The organism is Acidobacteriota bacterium (genome assembly GCA_029861955.1).
Lineage (GTDB): Bacteria > Acidobacteriota > Polarisedimenticolia > Polarisedimenticolales > Polarisedimenticolaceae > JAOTYK01.
Map to the genome: position 1 here is coordinate 24,240 of JAOTYK010000015.1, position 19,466 is coordinate 43,705.

General features: G+C 63.0%; 21 protein-coding genes, 1 tRNA gene and 1 pseudogene. 21 read left to right on the plus strand and 2 right to left on the minus strand.

Features of this window, described 5'->3' with window-relative positions:
• Positions 1-3: 3 nt before the first annotated feature.
• A complete protein-coding gene (locus OES25_09190) occupies positions 4-363 on the minus strand; it encodes a sigma-70 family RNA polymerase sigma factor (GenBank protein ID MDH3627818.1) in 360 nt (119 codons plus the stop codon).
• Positions 364-664: 301 nt separating this feature from the next.
• Between OES25_09190 and mutL the strand changes: the two genes are divergently transcribed.
• From mutL to OES25_09250, 12 genes and pseudogenes are all read left to right on the plus strand, one after another.
• A complete protein-coding gene (gene mutL, locus OES25_09195; GenBank protein ID MDH3627819.1) occupies positions 665-2,440 on the plus strand; it encodes a DNA mismatch repair endonuclease MutL in 1,776 nt (591 codons plus the stop codon).
• A gap of 34 nt (positions 2,441-2,474) precedes the next feature.
• Positions 2,475-3,176: a lytic transglycosylase domain-containing protein gene (locus tag OES25_09200; protein ID MDH3627820.1), complete on the plus strand. Its 702-nt coding sequence runs from the start codon at positions 2,475-2,477 to the stop codon at positions 3,174-3,176.
• A 109-nt stretch (positions 3,177-3,285) separates the two neighbouring features.
• Complete coding sequence (locus OES25_09205; protein ID MDH3627821.1) at positions 3,286-4,767, plus strand: DUF4388 domain-containing protein; 1,482 nt, start codon at positions 3,286-3,288, stop codon at positions 4,765-4,767.
• 38 nt (positions 4,768-4,805) lie between these two features.
• Positions 4,806-5,372, plus strand: coding sequence for a DUF177 domain-containing protein (locus tag OES25_09210; GenBank protein ID MDH3627822.1), 567 nt, complete (start codon positions 4,806-4,808; stop codon positions 5,370-5,372).
• Entirely contained in the window at positions 5,359-5,541 is a 183-nt protein-coding gene (rpmF, locus tag OES25_09215; protein MDH3627823.1) for a 50S ribosomal protein L32, read from the plus strand. Before OES25_09210 ends, rpmF begins: the two co-directional genes overlap by 14 nt.
• A 124-nt stretch (positions 5,542-5,665) precedes the next feature.
• The gene (locus OES25_09220) at positions 5,666-6,646 is read left to right on the plus strand and encodes a ketoacyl-ACP synthase III (protein MDH3627824.1); all 981 of its coding nucleotides are present in this window, start codon (positions 5,666-5,668) and stop codon (positions 6,644-6,646) included.
• Positions 6,643-7,584 (plus strand): ACP S-malonyltransferase, encoded by a 942-nt coding sequence (fabD, locus tag OES25_09225; protein ID MDH3627825.1) that lies wholly within the window; start codon positions 6,643-6,645, stop codon positions 7,582-7,584. Before OES25_09220 ends, fabD begins: the two co-directional genes overlap by 4 nt.
• Positions 7,581-8,316: pseudogene (gene fabG / locus OES25_09230) on the plus strand (3-oxoacyl-ACP reductase FabG). Before fabD ends, fabG begins: the two are co-directional and overlap by 4 nt.
• A 51-nt stretch (positions 8,317-8,367) precedes the next feature.
• Positions 8,368-8,604, plus strand: coding sequence for an acyl carrier protein (gene acpP, locus OES25_09235; GenBank protein ID MDH3627826.1), 237 nt, complete (start codon positions 8,368-8,370; stop codon positions 8,602-8,604).
• A gap of 47 nt (positions 8,605-8,651) precedes the next feature.
• Positions 8,652-9,893 carry a beta-ketoacyl-ACP synthase II gene (gene fabF / locus OES25_09240; protein ID MDH3627827.1) on the plus strand — a complete coding sequence of 414 codons (1,242 nt, stop codon included), beginning with the start codon at positions 8,652-8,654 and terminating at the stop codon, positions 9,891-9,893.
• Positions 9,894-9,935: 42 nt separating this feature from the next.
• Entirely contained in the window at positions 9,936-10,712 is a 777-nt protein-coding gene (locus tag OES25_09245; protein ID MDH3627828.1) for an electron transfer flavoprotein subunit beta/FixA family protein, read from the plus strand.
• Positions 10,712-11,701: an electron transfer flavoprotein subunit alpha/FixB family protein gene (locus tag OES25_09250; GenBank protein ID MDH3627829.1), complete on the plus strand. Its 990-nt coding sequence runs from the start codon at positions 10,712-10,714 to the stop codon at positions 11,699-11,701. Before OES25_09245 ends, OES25_09250 begins: the two co-directional genes overlap by 1 nt.
• A gap of 8 nt (positions 11,702-11,709) precedes the next feature.
• On the opposite strand, the gene OES25_09255 is transcribed toward OES25_09250, so the two are convergent.
• Complete coding sequence (locus tag OES25_09255) at positions 11,710-12,786, minus strand: hypothetical protein (GenBank protein ID MDH3627830.1); 1,077 nt, start codon at positions 12,784-12,786, stop codon at positions 11,710-11,712.
• 187 nt (positions 12,787-12,973) lie between these two features.
• On the opposite strand from OES25_09255, the gene hprK reads away from it, so the two are divergent.
• The 9 genes from hprK to surE all read left to right on the plus strand — a co-directional run bounded on the left by hprK (position 12,974) and on the right by surE (position 19,466).
• Entirely contained in the window at positions 12,974-14,014 is a 1,041-nt protein-coding gene (gene hprK / locus OES25_09260) for an HPr(Ser) kinase/phosphatase (protein ID MDH3627831.1), read from the plus strand.
• A 1-nt stretch (position 14,015) separates the two neighbouring features.
• Positions 14,016-14,879, plus strand: a complete 864-nt coding sequence (gene rapZ, locus OES25_09265) for an RNase adapter RapZ (protein ID MDH3627832.1) — start codon at positions 14,016-14,018, stop codon at positions 14,877-14,879.
• The gene (locus tag OES25_09270) at positions 14,876-15,316 is read left to right on the plus strand and encodes a PTS fructose transporter subunit IIA (GenBank protein MDH3627833.1); all 441 of its coding nucleotides are present in this window, start codon (positions 14,876-14,878) and stop codon (positions 15,314-15,316) included. The genes rapZ and OES25_09270 overlap by 4 nt, the downstream gene beginning before the upstream one ends.
• On the plus strand, positions 15,313-15,582 hold the full coding sequence (locus OES25_09275) for an HPr family phosphocarrier protein (GenBank protein MDH3627834.1): 270 nt from the start codon (positions 15,313-15,315) through the stop codon (positions 15,580-15,582). Before OES25_09270 ends, OES25_09275 begins: the two co-directional genes overlap by 4 nt.
• A complete protein-coding gene (ptsP, locus tag OES25_09280; GenBank protein MDH3627835.1) occupies positions 15,583-17,373 on the plus strand; it encodes a phosphoenolpyruvate--protein phosphotransferase in 1,791 nt (596 codons plus the stop codon).
• 18 nt (positions 17,374-17,391) lie between these two features.
• Positions 17,392-17,760: a cupin domain-containing protein gene (locus OES25_09285; GenBank protein ID MDH3627836.1), complete on the plus strand. Its 369-nt coding sequence runs from the start codon at positions 17,392-17,394 to the stop codon at positions 17,758-17,760.
• Positions 17,761-17,827: 67 nt separating this feature from the next.
• Positions 17,828-18,439: a MerR family transcriptional regulator gene (locus OES25_09290; protein MDH3627837.1), complete on the plus strand. Its 612-nt coding sequence runs from the start codon at positions 17,828-17,830 to the stop codon at positions 18,437-18,439.
• 125 nt (positions 18,440-18,564) lie between these two features.
• A tRNA-Pro gene (locus OES25_09295) sits at positions 18,565-18,641 on the plus strand.
• 54 nt (positions 18,642-18,695) lie between these two features.
• Positions 18,696-19,466 (plus strand): 5'/3'-nucleotidase SurE, encoded by a 771-nt coding sequence (gene surE, locus OES25_09300; protein ID MDH3627838.1) that lies wholly within the window; start codon positions 18,696-18,698, stop codon positions 19,464-19,466.

The following is a 19,466-nucleotide window of genomic DNA, read 5'->3' on the forward strand; positions in this document are numbered from 1 at the left end:
CGTTCATGCCAGTGAGTAACGGAGGCCGGACTGATAGCGCTCGAGATTTGTCTGCAGTTTCTGCTTCGCTTCACGCTCGAGTTGGCGGACACGTTCACGACTCAGGTTGAGCGTTCGTCCGATCTCTTCGAGTGTCAGTTCCTTGCCACCAAGAATGCCGAAACGATTGCGAATGATGTGCCGCTCGCGATCGTCCAGGTTGAACAGCGCCGCACGAACCAGTCGGCGGATCTCTTTGCTGTAGAGCCGCTCCTCCTGGTTCTTTTCGGCCTTATCCGCCAGCAGGGCCGACATGCGACACCCTTCGTCCTTGTCGACGAAGTCATCGATCGATCGCTCGGGCTGTAGTAACGGGAATAGCATCGTTCATCTCCTTGCGTCCCCACGCACCCCGTATAAAGCAACCCCCGTGCCGACCTGCCTATTCCGGAGGAGAAACCGACAAATCCCCCGGTTTCGGTGCGGAGTCCGTGCAGCGAATCCCGGTTTTTCCCGGTTCGAGCGGCCCGGGCCTCGATCTCGGCCCGGGCCGCATCCCGCACATGGAGCGACGATTCGACCGTACCGGGCCTCGAGCAAGTGCAAAAATGGCACACCGGTGTCCATCCTGACGCGGTGTACCATGGCGGTTTGGGGCCTTTTCGGGGAACAACGGGAGTTTACGGTGGGTCGGATTCAGGTACTCAGCGATGGCGTCGTCAATCGGATCGCAGCCGGCGAGGTGGTCGATCGTCCGGCCTCGGTCATCAAGGAGCTGGTCGAGAACAGCCTTGATGCCGGGGCAACGACCGTTCAGGTTCGTATTCGCTCAGGGGGGCGTCAGTCGATCGAGGTCGAAGACGACGGCTGTGGGATGGACGGCAACGACGCGCTCCTGGCGATCGAGCGACACGCGACGAGCAAGCTCAAGAGCGCCGGCGATCTCGAGTCGATCGGCTCTCTCGGTTTTCGAGGGGAGGCGCTCTCGAGTATCGCGAGTGTCTCGGTCTTTCGCCTGGAGACGGCCGTCGAGGCCGGAGCGGGCACTCGTGTTCGCGTCCGTGGTGGGAAGATCGAAGGGGTCGATACGGTGTCGCGTTCCAGGGGGACGACGATCTGTGCTGAACGACTCTTCTTCAACATGCCGGCCCGACGAAAGTTCCTCCGTACCGAGAGCACCGAGTTCTCACACGTCGTGAAGGGAATGACACGTCACGCGTTGGTCAATCCCGGTGTGCGTTTCGTGCTGACCCACAACGGCAGCGAGCGCTTGCGTGTCGAGCCCGTAGACAATCTGGCCCAGCGCTATGGACAGATCTACGGCAAGGAGGCCGTGGATCGTTTGCTCGCCTTCGATCACTATGAGGACGGGTTTCGGGTTCGCGGGCTTGCGGGACGACCCACCGATGGACTACCTCGTCGGGACGGACAGCATCTGTTCGTGAACGGGCGACATGTTCAGGATCGAGTGCTGGCTCACGCAATCGCCGAGGCCTATGGAAATACGATGCCTAGAGGCCGCTTTCCGTCGATGCTCCTATTCGTCGAGATCGCTCCCGATCAGGTGGATGTCAACGTTCACCCCCAGAAGCATGAGGTCCGCTTCCGCAACAGTTCCCGAGTCCACGATCTCGTCAGAGACACCTTGATGATGTCGATGGGGGCGACCGACGCCGTGCCCACTTATCGCGATCTGCGACCGGAGAACGCGGACGCGATACGCGAACCGCTTCGTCGAGCCACCCTGAGTTATCTGGATTCGCGACCGTCGCCTGCGACGACCGTATCGAGCCCGGTGGAACGGACGGCTCCGGACCCGATCCGGTCGGTTCCGCCGCCGCGACAAGAGCCATTACCCGACCGAGTTCAGCCGAGGTCTGTGGGCGCCGTCCACGCGCTCCTACAACTGGACGAATCCTATATCGTCGCTCGCGAGCAGGACGGGCTCGTCCTGCTCGATCAACACGCCGCCCACGAGCGTGTTCTCTTTGAACGATTCCTCGCCGCGGCCGAGGAAGGTGTCGTCGAGGTTCAACCGCTGATGTTCCCCGTCACGCTGGAGCTGGATGCCATCCGTCATCAGCTGTTCGAGGCCGAGCGGGAAGAGTTCCAGCGGCTCGGTTTTCGCGTCGACAGCTTCGGTGGCACGACGGTCCGGATCGAGGCGGTCCCGGCGATCGCGTCGGAGCTGGACCCCGCAGAGTTGCTGTTGTCCCTCCTCGGCGAGGCCGAGGGCCTGGATCGCGCCGTCACCGACATTCCGGCCCTTCGGCGGAAATGGATCACCAGCGCAGCGTGTCAGGCAGCCATCAAGATTCACCACCGCCTGTCGGATCCCGAAATGCAGCGACTGGTGGGGGACCTATTTCAGTGTCGTAATCCGACCACCTGCCCTCACGGGCGTCCGATCCTCTTTCGTTTGACGTTGGAGGAGATCGAGCGGGCGTTCGATCGCCGCTGATTTGACCCTGAGCGATTCCGTCCGTATAAAGAGCATGATGAATCGAAGACTCCAGGCTGCGGGACCGGCTTTGATCCTCGGGCTGCTCCTCGTGGCACCCGGGCCGCTGGACGCCGCCGAGATCGTAAAGTTGACCAGCGGCCAGACGCTTCGCGTGGCGTCGATCCACCCGGTGGGCAACCAGGTCGAGTTGCGGCTGGAGGGCGGTGGCTCGCTCCAGGTTCCGGCCGACCGGGTGCAGGGGTGGTTCACCGAGAGGCGACCGGACAAGATCACGACGCCTCCCGCTCCCGCGCTGCGAGCCGGGGGAGCCTGGCGCCAGCGAGCGGGCCAGTACGCGCCGATGATCGAGACCGCGTCACGCCGATATGGACTCCATCCGGCGCTCCTCACGTCGATGGCAGAGGTAGAGTCGGCCTTCGATCCACGGGCGGTCTCGCCGAAGGGTGCCATGGGGCTGCTCCAGTTGATGCCGGCGACGGCGGAACGATTCGGCGTCCAGGATGCGTTTGATGTCACGCAGAACATCGAAGCAGGCGCCCGCTATATCGATTGGTTGCTGGATCGATTCGGCACCGTGGAACTGGCGCTGGCCGGCTACAACGCCGGCGAAGGTGCCGTGGATCGCTACCAGGATATCCCGCCCTATCCCGAGACCGAGAATTACGTCGTCAAGGTGCTCAACGGCCTCGATCGGCTGGGTGGCTCCCGAGAAGACTTGAGAATAGCGCGCTAATCTAGATTCTACGCCTCGTCCAGACACCCGCCTTTCATTCCGAGACCGAATCACTATATTGTGACGGAGGGCCATGACGGCCTGATGGGTTGCCTTGTCGGAGGCTTCGTTGCAGTCCGCATTTACGTCTCAGACGCTCGCCGAGATTTTCCGGGATTTATACCTGGGGGAGCGTACCGGCTCGCTCGTTCTGGAGAACGACGACCATGTGGCGCGGATCTTCTTCGAGCGTGGGCTTCTGACGTTCGCCCATTCCTCCATGGACGGCGGGGATCTGGGGAAGCGGCTGTTGGCCAACCAGCAGATCTCCACCGGTGCGCTGAAAGAGGCGGGCGCCGGCGTGGATGGATCCGATGGGCTTGCGACATCACTCCTGAAGCGTGGCCTGATATCGAAAGATGTGCTGACGACGGTCAGCACCGCCATCGTCCGCGAGACGGTCCGCGGTGTCTTTCAGTGGCCCCACGGCACCGCCCGTTTCGTCGAGGGCTCCGGCGCAGAGGACGGCGTCGAACTGGACGTCGTCGCGTCCTTCGAGGCGATCCTGCAGGGGATCCTCGATATGCGTGAGTTCGAACCGATTCGCGACGCGCTTCGAGGTCTCGACAATCGGATCCGTGTGCGTCGTCCGGCCCCGGTACCCCTCGAAAAATTGAAGCTCTCGCCCGCACATGGGTTCATCCTCTCCCGAGTCGACGGCTCTGCCTCCGCGGTACAGATCCTCAGCACGTTGCCCGAGGATGAGGCCACCGGGGCCCTCCGGTTCCTCTTCGGGCTGCTGGTGATGGGCGTACTCGAGTTCGATCCACCCCTTTGCGAAGGGTCCTTCCGAGTGTCGGTGATCCTACGGGACCACGCCGACCGTCGGGCCCTCGAACAGATCCAGGAGCAGTCGATCCGTCAGGCCTACGAGCAGATGCGATCGCAGAACCCTCACGAGATTCTCAGCGTCCCGCCGTCGGCACCGCGGGAGGCGATCGAGCGCGCCTACGAAGACGCGAAGCAGATATTCAGTCGCGAGCGGATCCTCCCGGCCGTTCGCGAGAAGTTCCGAAGCGAACTGGCCGTCCTCGAGTCACGCTTCATCGAAGCGTTCCTCACGCTGACCCAGGTCAAGGTCAACTCTGCGCCTGAGGCGATACCCGGTTCCGACAACGGCGTTGGCGCCGACGACTTGCTGGTCCGGGTCGAGATGGACAAGACCCGTTCGAAGCTGGCGCTCGAGCAGGCCTCGAAGGTGGCCGAGAGTTATTTCGCCAAGGCTCGACACTCTGAGCGGGATGGGGATTACCACAACGCGATTCAGTATGTGAAGTTGGCCATCTCCTATCATCCCGAGGAGGCACGTTTCTACTACTTGCTCGCCGATTGTCAGGTACGAAACCCGGGGCCCCGTTGGCAGCATCAGGCCGAGCAGAACTACACCAAGTCGACCCAGCTGGACCCCTGGAATGCGGACTACTGGATCAGGCTCGGGCTGTTCTACAAGAAACGGGGGCTCAAGCTCCGTGCGCGCCGGCAGTTCGAGGAGGCGTTGAAGCTGGTCCCGGCCCACGAGCAGGCCTCCCGGGAGCTGGACAACCTCGGCTAGCCTGCCTGCTATAATCCCGTGCTTTGCGGGATTGATTCGTGATCATCCAACTCGACAAGATGGGCCTCAACGGGGAGGCGTTCGATCTGACCCTGTCGGAGGCGATCTTCTCCGCAGACCCCCTGGCGGATGCGCAGGGGGATCCGGTCTCACTCGAGGACGGACGCTTCCAGGGGACGGTGGCTCATCGGCACGGAGCACCACGACTGGACGGCATCCTGGACGCGACGATCCGCCGCTCCTGTGTCCGCTGCCTGGAACCCGCCGATAGCGTGATCCGGGCCGAACTCTCTCTGAAGTTGGTCCCGCAGCCAGCCCCCCAGGCGGCCGGCGAGACCGAGATGGACCCGGATCTGACCCACACCCTGGAACTGGTCGACGGCCGCGTGGATCTCGTGGAAGTCGCGCGGGAGACCGTCTTCCTCCAGCTGGGCCTACGACCGCTCTGTCAGCCGGATTGCGAGGGTCTTTGCCCGACTTGCGGCATCAACCGAAACCTCCTAGAGTGCGACTGCGCTGCGGGGAGTGTGGACCCTCGACTGGAGCCACTGCGAGCCCTCCGCGAGTCGCAGATACAGAAGAGGAAATCCGATGGCCAATCCTAAACGACGTCATTCGAAGGCGCGGAAGAATAAACGCCGGGCACACGATGCCCTTCCGAAGGTTGGTCTGTCCGATTGCCCGAATTGCCACGAGAAGAAACTGCCTCACCGGGTCTGCCCCCACTGCGGAAACTACAAGGGGCGGGAGATCGTCGAGCCGCCGGAGCTTTAGCGCTCCGCCCGACGTTTCCCTTGCTATTCGACCCTGCGGGCCCATCGGCCTGCCCCCACGCACCCGACCCACCATGCGGTATGATCCCCGGCGTCTGTGGTCCTAAAATAGAGGGCTGTCATCGATGAAGCGTGCTGTGATCACCGGAACCGGAAGGAGTCTTCCGGATCGAATCTTGACGAACGCCGATCTCGAGAAGATGGTGGATACGTCGGACGAGTGGATTACCACACGAACGGGCATTCGCGAGCGACGCATCGCCGCGGCCGATGAAGCCCTCTCGAAGTTCGCGACGGCCGCCGGTCGGAACGCGCTGGAAGCGGCGGGCGTCGATCCGGCCGATGTCGGCCTGATCGTCCTCGCAACCGTGACGCCGGACATGCCGATCCCGGCGACGGCGTGCACGATTCAGCATGAACTGGGTTGTCGCAACGCGGTGGCGTTCGATGTCGCTGCCGGCTGCTCCGGGTTCATCTATGCCCAGGCCATCGCTCAGCAGTTCCTGGAAAACGGGCAGAGCGATACCGCATTGGTCATCGGTGGCGAGCTCCTCAGCAAGTTCGTGGACTGGAACGACCGGGCGACCTGCGTGATCTTCGCGGATGGCGCCGGCGCCGTCGTCATGAAAGCCGAGGACTCCGATCGAGGGACACTGGCGTCCGCGATGCACTCCGACGGCAGCATGGCCGACTTCATCTGTCGTCCGGGGGGTGGCTCGGCTCAGCCTCCCAGTCAGAAGATGATCGACGAGGGCTCGCACTTCATCCAGATGCGTGGCAACGAGACATTCAAGATGGCCGTGCGGTCGATTGCCGGTGTCTGCTCGGAGGTGTTGGAGGAGGCCGGCTTGACCCCGAAGGATGTCGACTGGTTCATCCCACACCAGGCCAACCTGAGGATCATCTCCGCCGTCGGGCAACGTCTCGGGATTGACGAGGATCGTTGCTACCTGAATATCGATCGGATCGGAAACACCTCGGCCGCCTCGATCCCGATCGCCCTGGATGAAGCCGTTCGCGAGGGCCGCATCACCAAGGGGCAGATCGTCCTGATGGCGGCGTTTGGAGCGGGCCTGACCTGGGCGGCGTCGGTGGTGCGCTGGTGAGCCGGATCGCCTTTCTGTTTCCGGGGCAGGGCGCGCAGTATCCCGGGATGGGGCAGGACCTCCACGATGGCCTCCGGGAGGCCCGTGAGGTCTTTGATCGCGCCGATGAGGCCCTCGGCGAGTCGATCTCCAGGATCTGCTTCCATGGGCTTGAGGATGAGCTGGCTCTCACGGAGAACACCCAGCCCGCCATCCTGACCTGTAGCGTCGCGGCGCTTGCCGGTCTGACGAGCCGGGGAGTCCAGGCGGCCGCCGCTGCCGGCCACAGCCTCGGCGAGTACTCGGCCCATGTCGCCGCCGGCACGCTCTCCTTCGACGACGCCGTCCGAACGGTCCGTCAGCGCGGTCGGTTCATGCAGGACGCAGTCCCGGTGGGCACCGGGGCGATGGCGGCGCTGATCGGCCTCGAACTGAAACAGGTCGCGGCGATTTGCGAGGACGCTGCCGGCGGGCAGGTCGTCCAGCCCGCAAACCTCAACGCAGAGAAACAGATCGTAATCGCGGGGCATGCGGAGGCAGTGGAACGTGCACGGCTCGCGGCGCTCGAGGCCGGCGCGCGAAAGGCCGTTCCGCTTCAGGTCTCCGCGCCCTTCCACTGCGCTCTGATGGAACCTGCGGCGCTACGGCTCGAAGAGGTCCTCCTCGAGCTGCCGTTTTCCACCCCCGACGTCCCGGTCTACGCCAACGTCCTGGCGGCGCCGGTGGTAGCGGCCGACGATGCACGTGCCAGACTGGTGGAGCAGGTTGCCAGCGCCGTTCGGTGGCACGAGACGACGCAACGACTGATCGCCGATGGATTCGATACGCTGATTGAACTGGGTCCGGGGCGGGTGCTCACGGGCCTGGCCAAACGCGTCTCGCGAGACCTGACGCTCTACAACGTATCCGACATGGAGAGCCTAGATCGTGTGGCGGCGTCCCTTCGGGAGGATGGATGAATATGGACGGTTCGGTTGTTCTGGTGAGTGGTGGTTCCCGCGGGATCGGTCGCGGTATCGCGGAGGCGTTTGTTGAAGCCGGCGCGACCGTGATCGTCAGCGCGACCACCGCGGAGTCCGCGACGCGGGTTGCCGCCGAGTTGGGCCCGGAGACTCAGGTTCGCGGCATTGGACTGAACATCGCCGACCCGGCGTCGGTGGAGGCTGCGGCGGGCTTGATCAAGGAAGAATATGGTAAGCTCTCTGTTCTCGTGAACAACGCGGGGATCACCCGCGACAACCTCCTTAAGAATGAAGGAAGAGGAGTGGGACGATGTCCTGCAGACAAATCTTGGCGGAGTGTATCGTATGTGCCGGGCCTTCGCGCCTTCGATGATCCGGGCCAAGGCCGGACGGATCATCAACGTGACATCGGTGGTCGGGACAACCGGGAATCCGGGACAGACCAACTACTCGGCGGCCAAGGCGGGTATCGAGGGATTTACGAGGAGCCTTGCAAAAGAGATTGCATCAAGGAACGTCACGGTTAACTGCATCGCACCGGGATTCATCGATACGGACATGACACGTTCGCTCAATGAGAAGACCCGCGACGCGTTGTTGGCACAGGTACCGATGAAGCGACTCGGACTTCCGTCGGACATCGCATCGGCAGTTGTATTTCTGTCGGGTGCGGGCGCTTCTTACATCACCGGAGTAACGCTGCATATCAATGGCGGCATGTATATGTGATTGACCCCGACCGGCGCAGGCCGAGCGGGAACCAAAACGGAGGATAGGCCGATGGCATCGGTTGACGAAAAGATTAAACACATCATCGTTGAGCAGTTGAGTGTCGACGAGGCAGAGGTCAAGCCGGAGGCGTCGTTCATCGACGACCTGGGGGCGGACTCTTTGGACGTCGTCGAACTCGTCATGGCGCTCGAGGAAGAGTTCGGGCTGGAGATCAGCGACGAAGACGCGGAGAAGCTGAGCTCCGTGAAGGACGCGATCGACTACATCCAGAAGAACAGCAAGTAATCCGTTTCCTGCGCCGTTACCCGGCGTGTGGCATTGGGGCTTGAGTCATGGGAAGGCGAGTCGTCATTACCGGCGTAGGGATCATCTCGCCGGTGGGTCTCACCCGCGAACGTACCTGGGATGCACTCCTCGCAGGCAAGAGCGGAATTGGGCCAATCACCTGTTTCGATGCGGCGGATTACGCCTGTCGCATCGCCGGTGAGGTTCGGGGATTCGACTGTCTGGACTTCCTTGACCGCAAGGAAGCCCGCAAGATGGATCGCTTCTCCCACTTCGCGCTTGCGGCGGCGGGTGAGGCTCTCCAGGATGCCGATCTGACCATCGACGCATCCAACGAAGAGCGGATTGGGGTCTACATCGGTTCGGGTATCGGGGGACTCCCATTACTGGAGCAGCAACATCGCACCCTCCTGGAACGTGGACCGCGACGCATGTCGCCGTTCTTCATCCCCGGCATGATTCTGAACCTGGCCAGCGGTAATGTTTCCATCAAGTACGGCGCCAAGGGGCCCAACGTGGCGGTCGCGACCGCGTGTGCAACGGGGACCCACGCCATCGGTGAGTCTTTCCGGATGATCCGTGAGGGCTACGCCGACGGCATGATCGCCGGAGGCACCGAGGCCGTCGTCACTCCGTTGGCTGTCGGCGGATTCTGCGCCATGAAGGCGCTGTCGACCAACAACGCCAATCCCACCGCGGCGTCCCGTCCATTCGACGCAAAGCGTGACGGCTTCGTGATGGGTGAGGGTGCGGGGATTCTCTACGTCGAGGAGCGCGAGGCGGCGATCGCACGCGGTGCCTCGATTCATGCCGAGATCGCCGGCTACGGCATGACCGGCGATGCGTACCATATCTCGGCGCCGTCCGTTGACGGCGATGGCCCGATCCGTGCCATGAAGATGGCGCTGGCCGACGCGGGGATGGACCCGGCAGCCATCGACTACATCAACACGCACGGAACATCGACGCCCGCCGGCGACCGCAGCGAGGTGATGGCGATTCGGTCGGTGTTCGGCGAAAACGCCGATAAGCTAGCGTGCTCCTCGACCAAGTCGATGACGGGACATCTACTGGGCGCCGCCGGCGGGTTGGAGTCGGCGGTATCGGCGCTCTCTGTCGCGCGGGATCAGGTTCCTCCGACGATCAATCTGGAATACCCGGATCCCGAATGCGATCTCGACTTCGTCCCCAACGAGGCACGGGCGATGCCGGTTCGCGCGGCGCTCAACAACTCTTTCGGGTTCGGTGGCACGAACGCAACGCTCATTCTGAAGAAACACGACGGCTGACGGCCGACCTTTCGCCGGCAGACCATCGAGGGAGAAGCAGCGATGAAGATCATCGTTGGGATAAAGCATGTCCCCGACACGGAAACCAAGGTCCAGATCCACAGCGACGGGAACCGGCTCGATCCGGCGGCTGTCAGCAAGTGGATCATCTCTCCGTTTGACGAATACGCCATCGAGCAGGCGCTACAGCTGCGCGGGGAGGGTGAGGTCGTCCTGGTCTGTGTAGGACCGGAGTCCGCCCAGTCCACCGTTCGCACCGGGCTCGCGATGGGCGCGGATCGGGCCATCCTCGTGGCGGACGATCGCTTCGACGGCGCGGAACCGATGACCCGGGCGAGGGCACTCGCGGAGACGATCCGTTCGGAGTCGCCGGACCTCGTGCTGCTTGGCAAGTACGGAGTCGGCACCGATGAGGGGCAGACGGGCGCGATGGTCGCCGAGTTGCTTGACTGGCCGCACGTGGGAGGGGTGATCGCATTGGAACTGGCAGACGGTTCGTACACCGCCCGACGAGCGATCGAAGGCGCTCTGGAGGTTCACGAGGGTGCCCTTCCGGTCTTGCTAACCTGCGACAAGGGGCTGAATGAGCCGCGCTACCCATCGCTCAAGGGCATCATGCAGGCGAAGAAGAAGCCACTCGAGAAGAGAGATGCTGCGGCCGCAGGCGTCGAGGATCGTCTCGCCACCGGCCCCAGGCTCGTCTGGGAGACGATGGAGTTACCGCTAGCCAAGCCCCAGGGCATCCGATTGGAAGGCGACGCGGGCGATGTCGCTGCACAACTCGTGAAGAAGCTTCACGAAGAAGCGAAGGTGCTGTGATGGCAACGACGGTCCTGGTTTTTGTCGAGCGTCGAGACGGTGAGATCAAGCGGGCCACGCTGGAGGCGGTCGGCGCTGCCAGAGCCCTGTCACCTGACGTCGAGGTCGTGGCACTAGCGCTGGGGCCGGACGCCGCGGGGCACGCCGAGTTGCTGGGGCAGGCCGGCGTGAGTCGCCTGTTGATCCACGAGGATCCGCGCCTCGAGCTCTACGCGGTGCAGGCCTACGCGGCCTGCCTGGCGGACGCCGCGACGGCTTGTTCTGCCGATCTGCTGTTGATCCCCGGCACCGTGATGGGGCGCGACCTGGCGGCACGGACCGCCGCGAGACTCGACGTCCCCCTCGTCAGTGACGCCATCGAGCTGGAGCTGAGCGATGCGGGTGCGCTGACCGCGCTCCGACCGGTCTATTCCGGCAAGGCGACCGTGCGCGTTTCGATCGCCGACGCCAGTCCGAAACTCGCCAGCCTGCGTCCAAATGTCTTCCCCGTTGCCGCGAGCGACGGAGGCACAGCCGCAACCACGGAGAGCCTCTCGACCGACCTGAGCGTCGGTCTATTCAAGGGACGCGTCACGCGGACGGAGAAGCCGGAACAGGAAGAGCTGGATGTCAGCGAGGCTTCGATCGTGGTTGCCGGTGGACGGGGACTCAAGGAGCCGGAACATTTTTCGTTGATCCGCGACCTCGCAGACGCCGTCGGTGGAGCCGTCGGTGCTTCGCGGGCCGTCGTCGATGCGGGCTGGATCGCCCACTCGCATCAGGTCGGGCAGACCGGCAAGGTTGTCTCGCCGTCGCTCTACATCGCGTGCGGGATCTCGGGCGCGATCCAGCATCTCGCCGGGATGACATCGTCAAAAATCATCGTCGCGATCAACAAGGATCCCGACGCACCGATCTTCAACGTTGCGGACTACGGGATCGTCGGCGACGTCTTCGAGGTATTACCGGCTCTGACGACCGCGATACGCGAACACCGCTCGACACACTGACCGTTCGGCTAGACCTCGTCGTAGAAAAACTGGTTCAGGCACTGGATGCGATCCTCGTAGGTGTCCGGATACAGGAACCAGGACGCTGCAGCCAGCGATGACAGCAGCGAGTTGCCGTCCTGCGGCGTAAAGCAATAGCCGACGACTTCCGTGCCACCGTCCCGGACGGCGACTGTCGGCAGTGCGATGACCGTCACGTTGAGAATTCGACCGAACTGACCATGATCGCGGCCGAACGAAAAGACGCCGTTCGCCGATGTCTTGTAGGTCACCGAAACACGGTCGTTGAGCTTGAGGTTCTCGGTCACCTTCTCGAGGGTCGTCGGATTATTGAGACGAAGGTCGAAGAAGATCGTATGCATGTACTGCGTATTCAGTTTGATCGCCGTTGAGAACAGCTCCATGTCGTAACCCATCGTATTGAACAGATGCCACGCATCGCGGGCATGATGGGTCCCGAACCTCGCGTCCTTGTGCGCGCCGACCTGCGGCGACGGGACGAAGCTGCTGTCTTGCGACAGGTCGTTGGCGCGACGCATACAGACGAAGCGTCCGGAGGAGAGGTTCTCGGCACCCCCGCCGGCCATGGCCACGGCCTGAATCAGGATCGACAGGTTATGAGTGTTGCACGATACGACCTGAAGGAACTGGTCTTCACCGGGAACGAGCGCGCTGTCGTTGATGCCACGGGCGTAAGGCTTCCCGAAGCCGAACTCACTGCCCTGGGCGATGAACCCCCGCGTGTTGTTGGTGAACTTCTCGTAGTACTCGGTCTTGTTATAGGTGCCGACACCGGACGGCGTGCAATCGATGACCACGCCCGCACGCTGGATCGCCTCGATGGCCTCGTAGCTCGGCTCCATGCCGAGATCCTGGAACCCCTTGGCCGCGCCCTCGTCGACGCACAGCTTCGCGCCTCGCTTCATCAGGTTGACGACCTTCGATCGGTCGGTGAGGAGGGGAGTTCGCTTGTGAAACGTTACCTCCTCGATGCCGAGCGGCTCCTTGAGCTGGCTGAGAAGGCCGATTAGCGGCTCGCCGATGGTTCCGGTGCCGATGACGTGCACGATAGGACTGGCGCTCATGAGGTCGGTCTCCTGTCGTCTTGAGGCCTCAAAACGATCTCGATTGTCTAGGAATGCGGTGTGCTCAGCAAAAATATGCCACCGTACCGGTGGAGTGTCAATCGTGACGGCCTCCGAGTCGGGCTTCCTTGACAGCCTCCCGGCTCGGTTTCTACACTCCGTTCTTTCAGCCACCAGTTTTCGAGGGATGGGCAACGGTTTGGCAGAAGAAGACAGCTGCGCCATTCCCCGGATGTTCGTCCGCGAATTGCTCACGGACGCTGGAGCGGAGGCCCTCGCCTTCGATCTGATGTCCGGGGAGTCGGGGCTCGACAACGTCATCACCCGGCCTCGGATTCAGAAGCCGGGCTTGGCGCTTGCCGGGTTCTTCGAATACATCCGACGGGGTCGGATCCAGGTTCTCGGAAACGCCGAATGGACGTTTCTCGAGGAACGGGCTCCGACGGAACGAGCACGCATCATCGCGCAGATGTGTCGACAGATTGACGGTTGCTTCGTGCTGACCCGCGATCTCGAGCCGCAGGCCGAGCTTCTCGAAGAAACGGAGAGGCACGGCGTTCCGTTACTGCGAACATCCCTATCGACCTCGCGCGCGATCGACTTCCTGACCCGCTTCCTGGAGGATCGGCTGGCCCCTCGTGTGGTGGAACACGGTGTTCTACTCGACATCTATGGATTGGGCGTGCTCCTTCTCGGAGAGAGCGGGGTCGGAAAGAGCGAGTGCGCTCTCGATCTGGTGGTTCGTGGTCATCGTCTCGTTGCCGACGATGTCGTCGAGGTCAGTCGGAGGGGAACGCAACTTGTCGGGACCGGCCCCGAGTTGACCCGTTATCATATGGAACTCCGGGGTGTCGGGATCGTCAACGTGCGGGATCTCTTCGGCGTCGCCGCGGTGCGGCTGTCCAAATATGTCGAGTATGTGGTTCGCCTCGACCCATGGCAGGCCGGAAAACGGTATGATCGGCTAGGCCTGGATGAACAATCGTACGAGGTGATGGGAATCAAATTGCCCCACGTCGAGATGCCGGTTGGACCGGGACGGAATCTGTCGGTCCTGATCGAAGTCGCGGCACGTAACCACCTGCTCAAGCGGAAGGGCTACAACCCCGCCCGTGAGTTGGCCCGGCGGCTTGGAGAGCGAGTCGGCCCCAACGCAAGGAAACGGATCGACGCGGAGGACCTGGACGCCGTCACGATACGCCCCGAGAATCCGAACGGAGAAGGCTAGCGTGGATCGTCTCGTAGTGATCACCGGTCTGTCGGGGTCCGGGAAGACGCTTGCGGCCAACTGTCTGGAAGATCTCGGGTTCTTCTGTGTGGACAATCTCCCGGTCGATCTGATCCCTCCATTCTGGCAGTTGATGCGACGGAGTGGATCTCGGCTCGGGCAAGCCGCCATCGTCGTCGACGCGCGGGAGAGCGCGTTCCTCGAGCGCTACCCCACGAGCCTGGCCCATCTAGAGGATCACGGAATCCCGATCGAGTTGATCTTCTTCGAGTGTTCAGACGATGTTCTCAAGCGCCGATTCAGTGAGAGTCGGCGACCGCATCCGATGTCCTCCACCGGTGGGACGCTCGAGGAAGCCATCGCCGCAGAGCGGGTCGCGTTGGGCCCTCTTCGAGAACGCGCCGAGAGAATTGTCGATACATCCGCCTTCACATCCCATGAACTACGGGCGTTCTTGAAGCGAAACTACGGGGGTGAAGAGGCCGGCGGGATGCCCCAGGTGACCGTCCTGTCCTTCGGCTTCAAATACGGCGCCCCCACCGAGGCCGATCTGCTGTTCGATGTGCGGTTCCTCCCCAATCCGTATTTCGACGAGAATCTTCGTCATCTCGATGGGCGTAACCCGGAAGTCGCCGCCTATGTATCCAGCCACGAGAAGACCGGCCAGTTTGCCAGTCGACTCGAGGAGTTCCTGACATTTCTTGTGCCGCACTACGCCGAGGAAGGGAAGACCTACCTGACGGTCGCCATCGGTTGCACCGGTGGAAAACATCGTTCCGTCGCGATGTCCGAGCGGATCGGTGCCTTCCTACAGGGACAGGATATTCCCGCCGTCGTCCATCATCGCGACGTGGGCAAGGAGTGAGCGACATTACGACAGGCGGGCAGAATGCACGATCGATCGGCCTGCTGGTTGTAACCCATGGTGGATTGGCGGAAGAACTGGTGGCTGCCGCCCTCAAGATCGTCGGAGACATCGACGCCCTCGCGGCGGTCTCGATCGACTGGGACGATGATGCCGGTGAAGCGGCGCGCCGGATCGAAGTGGGCATCCGGGCGGTCGAGCGAGATCACGGTGTCCTGGTCCTGACGGACATGTTCGGCGGAACCCCCACCAACCTGGCACTCTCCCAGCACGACGGCGTGGAGGTCGAGGTCGTGACGGGCGTCAATCTTCCGATGGTCATCAAGTTCGCAAGCCTGCGCGGCTCACCGGCGCTCAGCGAGGCGGCCGGTCGAATCGCCGATCAGGGGAGGGAGGCCATTCAGGTGGCGTCGGAACTCTTGGAGCGCGATGCGTGAGACGAATCGAACTCGTCATCCAGAACCGATTGGGACTGCACGCCCGCGCCGCAGCGAAATTTGTTCACCTGGCCAACGAGTTCTCGGCCTCCATCGGCATCGAGAAGGGTCAGACCCGGGTGAACGGGAAGTCGATTCTCGGTTTGCTGACCCTCGCGGCGGCTTGCGGCTGCCCCATCGTCCTCACCGCCGAGGGTGACGATGAGGGTGCGGCCGCGGATACACTGGCAGCTCTGGTGAACTCCCGCTTCGGGGAGGATGACTAGATGGCGGAGCAACATGTCGGTCAGGGCGTGGCGCCCGGCGTCGGCGTCGGGAAGGTCTGGATCCTGCACCCGGAGTCCCTGCCGCAATCCGCCATCGCCGTGCCCGCCAAACAGGTCGCCACCGAGATTCAGTCGTTCTCGGAGGCCCGCGAAACGGCCCGTCAACAGCTTCTCACGTTGCGGCAACGGGTATCGCGGGAGATTGGCGAGCACTACGCGACCATCCTCGACGCCCAGTGCGCGATTCTCGATGACCCGGGCCTGATCGCGGGAACGGAGTCACGGATCCGGGAGGACTCCGTCGGTGCGTCCTGGGCGCTACGCGAGACCGTCGACGGCTACGCTCGGCGCTTCGAGGCCGTTGACACCGACCACCTTCGCGAGCGGGTCGGCGATCTCTACGATGTCCACCGTCGCCTACAACGAATCCTGAGGGGACTGCCCGATGCCCCCCGCGAGCTTCCCGATGGGACCTGGGTCGTCGTTGCTCGCCAGCTGGTGCCATCGGATGCGGTGCAATTGGCGGGTAAGGGTGTCGTCGGCCTCGTCAGCGATCTTGGCGGGCCGACCAGCCACACCGCGATCCTCGCGCAGGCGTTGGGGGTTCCCGCGGTCGTCGGCCTCCACGACTTCAGCCTCCGAGTTCGCCCGGCCGAGACGATCATCGTTGACGGAGAGGGCGGGGAGGTCTGGCTGGAGCCGGGCCCCGACGAACTGACCGCGGCCCGTGATCGTGAAGCGCGTTGGCGGGAGCAAGAAACCGAGCCGATGGGTGGCCAGGACGCCCCGGTCGTTTTGACCCGCGACGGAGTGGAGGTGACCGTTCGGGCGAATATCGAATTTCTCTCCCAGCTCGAGACGGTGAAACGCGCCGGAGCCACGGGTGTCGGTCTCTATCGTTCGGAGTTCTTGTTCATCAGCGAGTCCCCGTCGATCCCCGACGATCGAATTCACGAGGACGCCTATCGCGAGCTCGTTCGAAGCTGTGCACCTCATCCTGCCGTGATTCGAACGTTCGATCTGGGCGGCGAAAAGTATCTACACGACGTCCTTGAGGATCGTGGCGGGAATCCTGTCCTCGGGTTGCGAGGCGTTCGACTCTGCCTCCAGCGGCCAGACATTTTTCGACCGCAACTCCGTGGTCTTCTTCGCGCGGCGGGCGAGGGCGATCTACGCATCCTCTTGCCGGTCGTCACGTTCGTCGACGAGATCCGTCGTGTGCGGCAACTCCTCGACGAAGAGGCGAGGAAGCTGCGTGAGGCGGGCGAGACGATTCGAGACGAGATTCCCCTCGGCGTCATGATCGAGGTTCCGGCGGCCGCGCTCGCGGCAGAACAACTCGCCCGTGAAGCCGATTTCTTCAGCATCGGATCGAACGATCTGATCCAGTATGCGCTGGCCGTCGATCGTGGGAACGAGGCCGTGCAGTATCTCTACCAACCGACTCACCCGGGTGTCATTCGGCTACTGGAGAGCGTGGTCTCCGCCGCGGCACGACGCGGGATCCCGGTATCGCTCTGCGGGGAGATGGCCGCCGATCCGGATCTGACCGGTCTGCTCATGGGGCTGGGAATTCGCGAGCTCTCCGTTCGACCTCAGAGCCTGGGCTGTCTCCGTGAGAGCCTGGCGTCCGTCGATGTCGGCAGGATGTCCGCGTTCGTCGCGGGGCTCGGAAGCGCGGCGGATGCCGAGGAGGTCCGTCGCCGATTACAGGCTGTCGGAGAGCCCCAGGAGGCCTCCGAGGCAGTTTCCGTTGCGCCCGTCGGAGAGTCACCGTATCAGGATTATTGAGTATCTGAGGAGGATGCCATGGATCGGGTCGATAAGCCCTGGGGACACGAGATTCGTTTCATCTGCACGGATCGTTACGCGGGCAAGCTGCTCTTCATCACCGCTGGAAGTCAGCTGAGCCTTCAATACCACGAGAAGAAGGACGAGGCGTTCTACGTGCAGGATGGAACTCTGGAATTGGTCCTGGGCCAGGGCGACGACGAACGGGTCGAACGATTGACCGCCGGCGAGTCCCGCCACATCGAGCCCGGGACGATCCACCGATTCCGCGCCGTGACGGATTGCACCCTGTTCGAGGTCTCCACTCCCGAGCTGTACGATGTCGTACGGGTCGAGGACGACTTCGGCCGGGAAGGCCTGAAGGATGCTCCGGGCAGCATCAAATAGCGGAGGAGCGCAAGTCGGGTCTTGCCCAGGCCCCATCGACCGATTTATAGTGTGAGGCGTGTTGGAAATGACCCCGATACCGGACAAACAGTTCTTTCGCATCAATGAGGTGTGTCAGGTCACCGATACGCAGCCGTACGTCCTGCGATTCTGGGAAAGCGAGTTTCCGCAACTGGCACCCGATCGTAAAGGGGGCGGCCAGAGTCTCTATCGACGGCAGGACGTGGCGCTGGTGATGCGCATCAAGCAACTGCTCTATGACGAGGAGTACACCCTGGACCGCGCGCGTGCCTGTATCGAGGAAGAGCTTAGCTCCCGGGGTGGCAAGAAGGGCAAGGGCAAGACGGTCGCCGGCAAGAAGGCGACCCCCCGCGCCGGTAAGGGTTCCAAGACGAAGCAACCCGTGTCCCAGACATCCCCAACCGTGGTGCCGGCGGCTTCGCGCGGAAACGATCGACTGGACTTTGGCGGCGAGGCCGGAGTCGCCCGAGAGCGCTATGAAGACGCGATCGAGGAGATTGCCCATCTTCGTCTCCTGGTCCAGGAAGCGGATGCCAAACTCCGCAAGGCTGACGGCCTGCGGCAGGCCTCGGACCGGCGAGCGGCCCATCATCAAGCGCGCTCCGAGAAGTTGTTCGCCCGTTTCGAGCAACTCCTGCAGATCCTCGAAAAGGGTTAAGAGGCCGAATGCCCGTCGCTTGACGGGTTCGCGGCCATTCCCTAACATTCAGCACCCGTCATCGGAGATGTCTACGGATGTCTCACCCTGCGATGTCGGGTAGGTTAGCTCGGGTAGTTTCGGGTCGGGGCGTGGCGCAGCCCGGTAGCGCACTTGCTTGGGGTGTAAGTGGTCGCTGGTTCAAATCCAGTCGCCCCGACCAATTTCCGAATTCAGAACACGACACGCGTTGCCGGAATCGAGGGGATCAGCCGCAGTGAGTTCTGCCGCAGCGCTCCCACGAATCCTACTGACGAATGACGACGGAATTTCGGCGCCCGGTCTTCATGCGCTGGCCGACGCCGTCGCCGCCTTCGGCGAGGTCGTGATCGTCGCACCGGATCGTGAGCGGAGTGCATCGAGCCACGCTCTGACCCTCGGTCGAGCGCTCGCAGTCCAGAAGCTTGGCAACGCACAGTTCCGAGTCGACGGCACTCCCACCGATTGTGTGCATCTCGCGTTCTCGACGTTGTTGACAGACCGGTTGCCGACGCTGGTTCTTTCGGGCATCAACCGCGGGCTGAACGTCGGAGACGACGTGACCTATTCCGGAACCGTTGCGGGAGCGATGGAGGCGACGCTACTTGGCGTCACCGCTCTGGCGATCTCTTCCGACTATCAAGCGGGGGCGGAACCGGACTACGAGGCGGCGGCGAGGATCGCAGCCGGTCTCGTTCCGCGACTGCTGACCGAGGGCCTTCCATCGCGGACGTTGCTCAACCTGAATGTTCCGGTGGGGGAGGTCCACGGAATTCGTGTGACCCGCCAGGGCGGACGCCAGTACCGGGCAACGGCACGGGAGGACCATGGCCCGTTCGAGTATCGAAAACTGTGGATCGACGTGGCGGACACCAAGCCCACGGACGAGCCCGATGGGGATCATCGGGCCATCGCCGAGGGCTTCGCCTCCCTTTCACCTCTGACGACCAACTGGACCCATGACGAGGCGCTCGGTTCTCTCGCCGGTTGGTCGGGCGCGGTGGAGTAG

What these genes read in the sequence shown, in the direction of transcription:
- OES25_09250 (MDH3627829.1), top strand. Translation starts at nt 10,712, where the DNA reads ATGGCAACGACGGTCCTGGTTTTTGTCGAGCGTCGAGACGGTGAGATC.
- OES25_09285 (MDH3627836.1), top strand. Translation starts at nt 17,392, where the DNA reads ATGGATCGGGTCGATAAGCCCTGGGGACACGAGATTCGTTTCATCTGC.
- OES25_09245 (MDH3627828.1), top strand. Translation starts at nt 9,936, where the DNA reads ATGAAGATCATCGTTGGGATAAAGCATGTCCCCGACACGGAAACCAAG.
- acpP (MDH3627826.1), top strand. Translation starts at nt 8,368, where the DNA reads ATGGCATCGGTTGACGAAAAGATTAAACACATCATCGTTGAGCAGTTG.
- OES25_09255 (MDH3627830.1), bottom strand. Translation starts at nt 12,786, where the DNA reads ATGAGCGCCAGTCCTATCGTGCACGTCATCGGCACCGGAACCATCGGC.
- rpmF (MDH3627823.1), top strand. Translation starts at nt 5,359, where the DNA reads ATGGCCAATCCTAAACGACGTCATTCGAAGGCGCGGAAGAATAAACGC.
- hprK (MDH3627831.1), top strand. Translation starts at nt 12,974, where the DNA reads ATGGGCAACGGTTTGGCAGAAGAAGACAGCTGCGCCATTCCCCGGATG.
- ptsP (MDH3627835.1), top strand. Translation starts at nt 15,583, where the DNA reads ATGGCGGAGCAACATGTCGGTCAGGGCGTGGCGCCCGGCGTCGGCGTC.
- OES25_09190 (MDH3627818.1), bottom strand. Translation starts at nt 363, where the DNA reads ATGCTATTCCCGTTACTACAGCCCGAGCGATCGATCGATGACTTCGTC.
- OES25_09200 (MDH3627820.1), top strand. Translation starts at nt 2,475, where the DNA reads ATGATGAATCGAAGACTCCAGGCTGCGGGACCGGCTTTGATCCTCGGG.
- fabF (MDH3627827.1), top strand. Translation starts at nt 8,652, where the DNA reads ATGGGAAGGCGAGTCGTCATTACCGGCGTAGGGATCATCTCGCCGGTG.
- OES25_09220 (MDH3627824.1), top strand. Translation starts at nt 5,666, where the DNA reads ATGAAGCGTGCTGTGATCACCGGAACCGGAAGGAGTCTTCCGGATCGA.
- OES25_09290 (MDH3627837.1), top strand. Translation starts at nt 17,828, where the DNA reads ATGACCCCGATACCGGACAAACAGTTCTTTCGCATCAATGAGGTGTGT.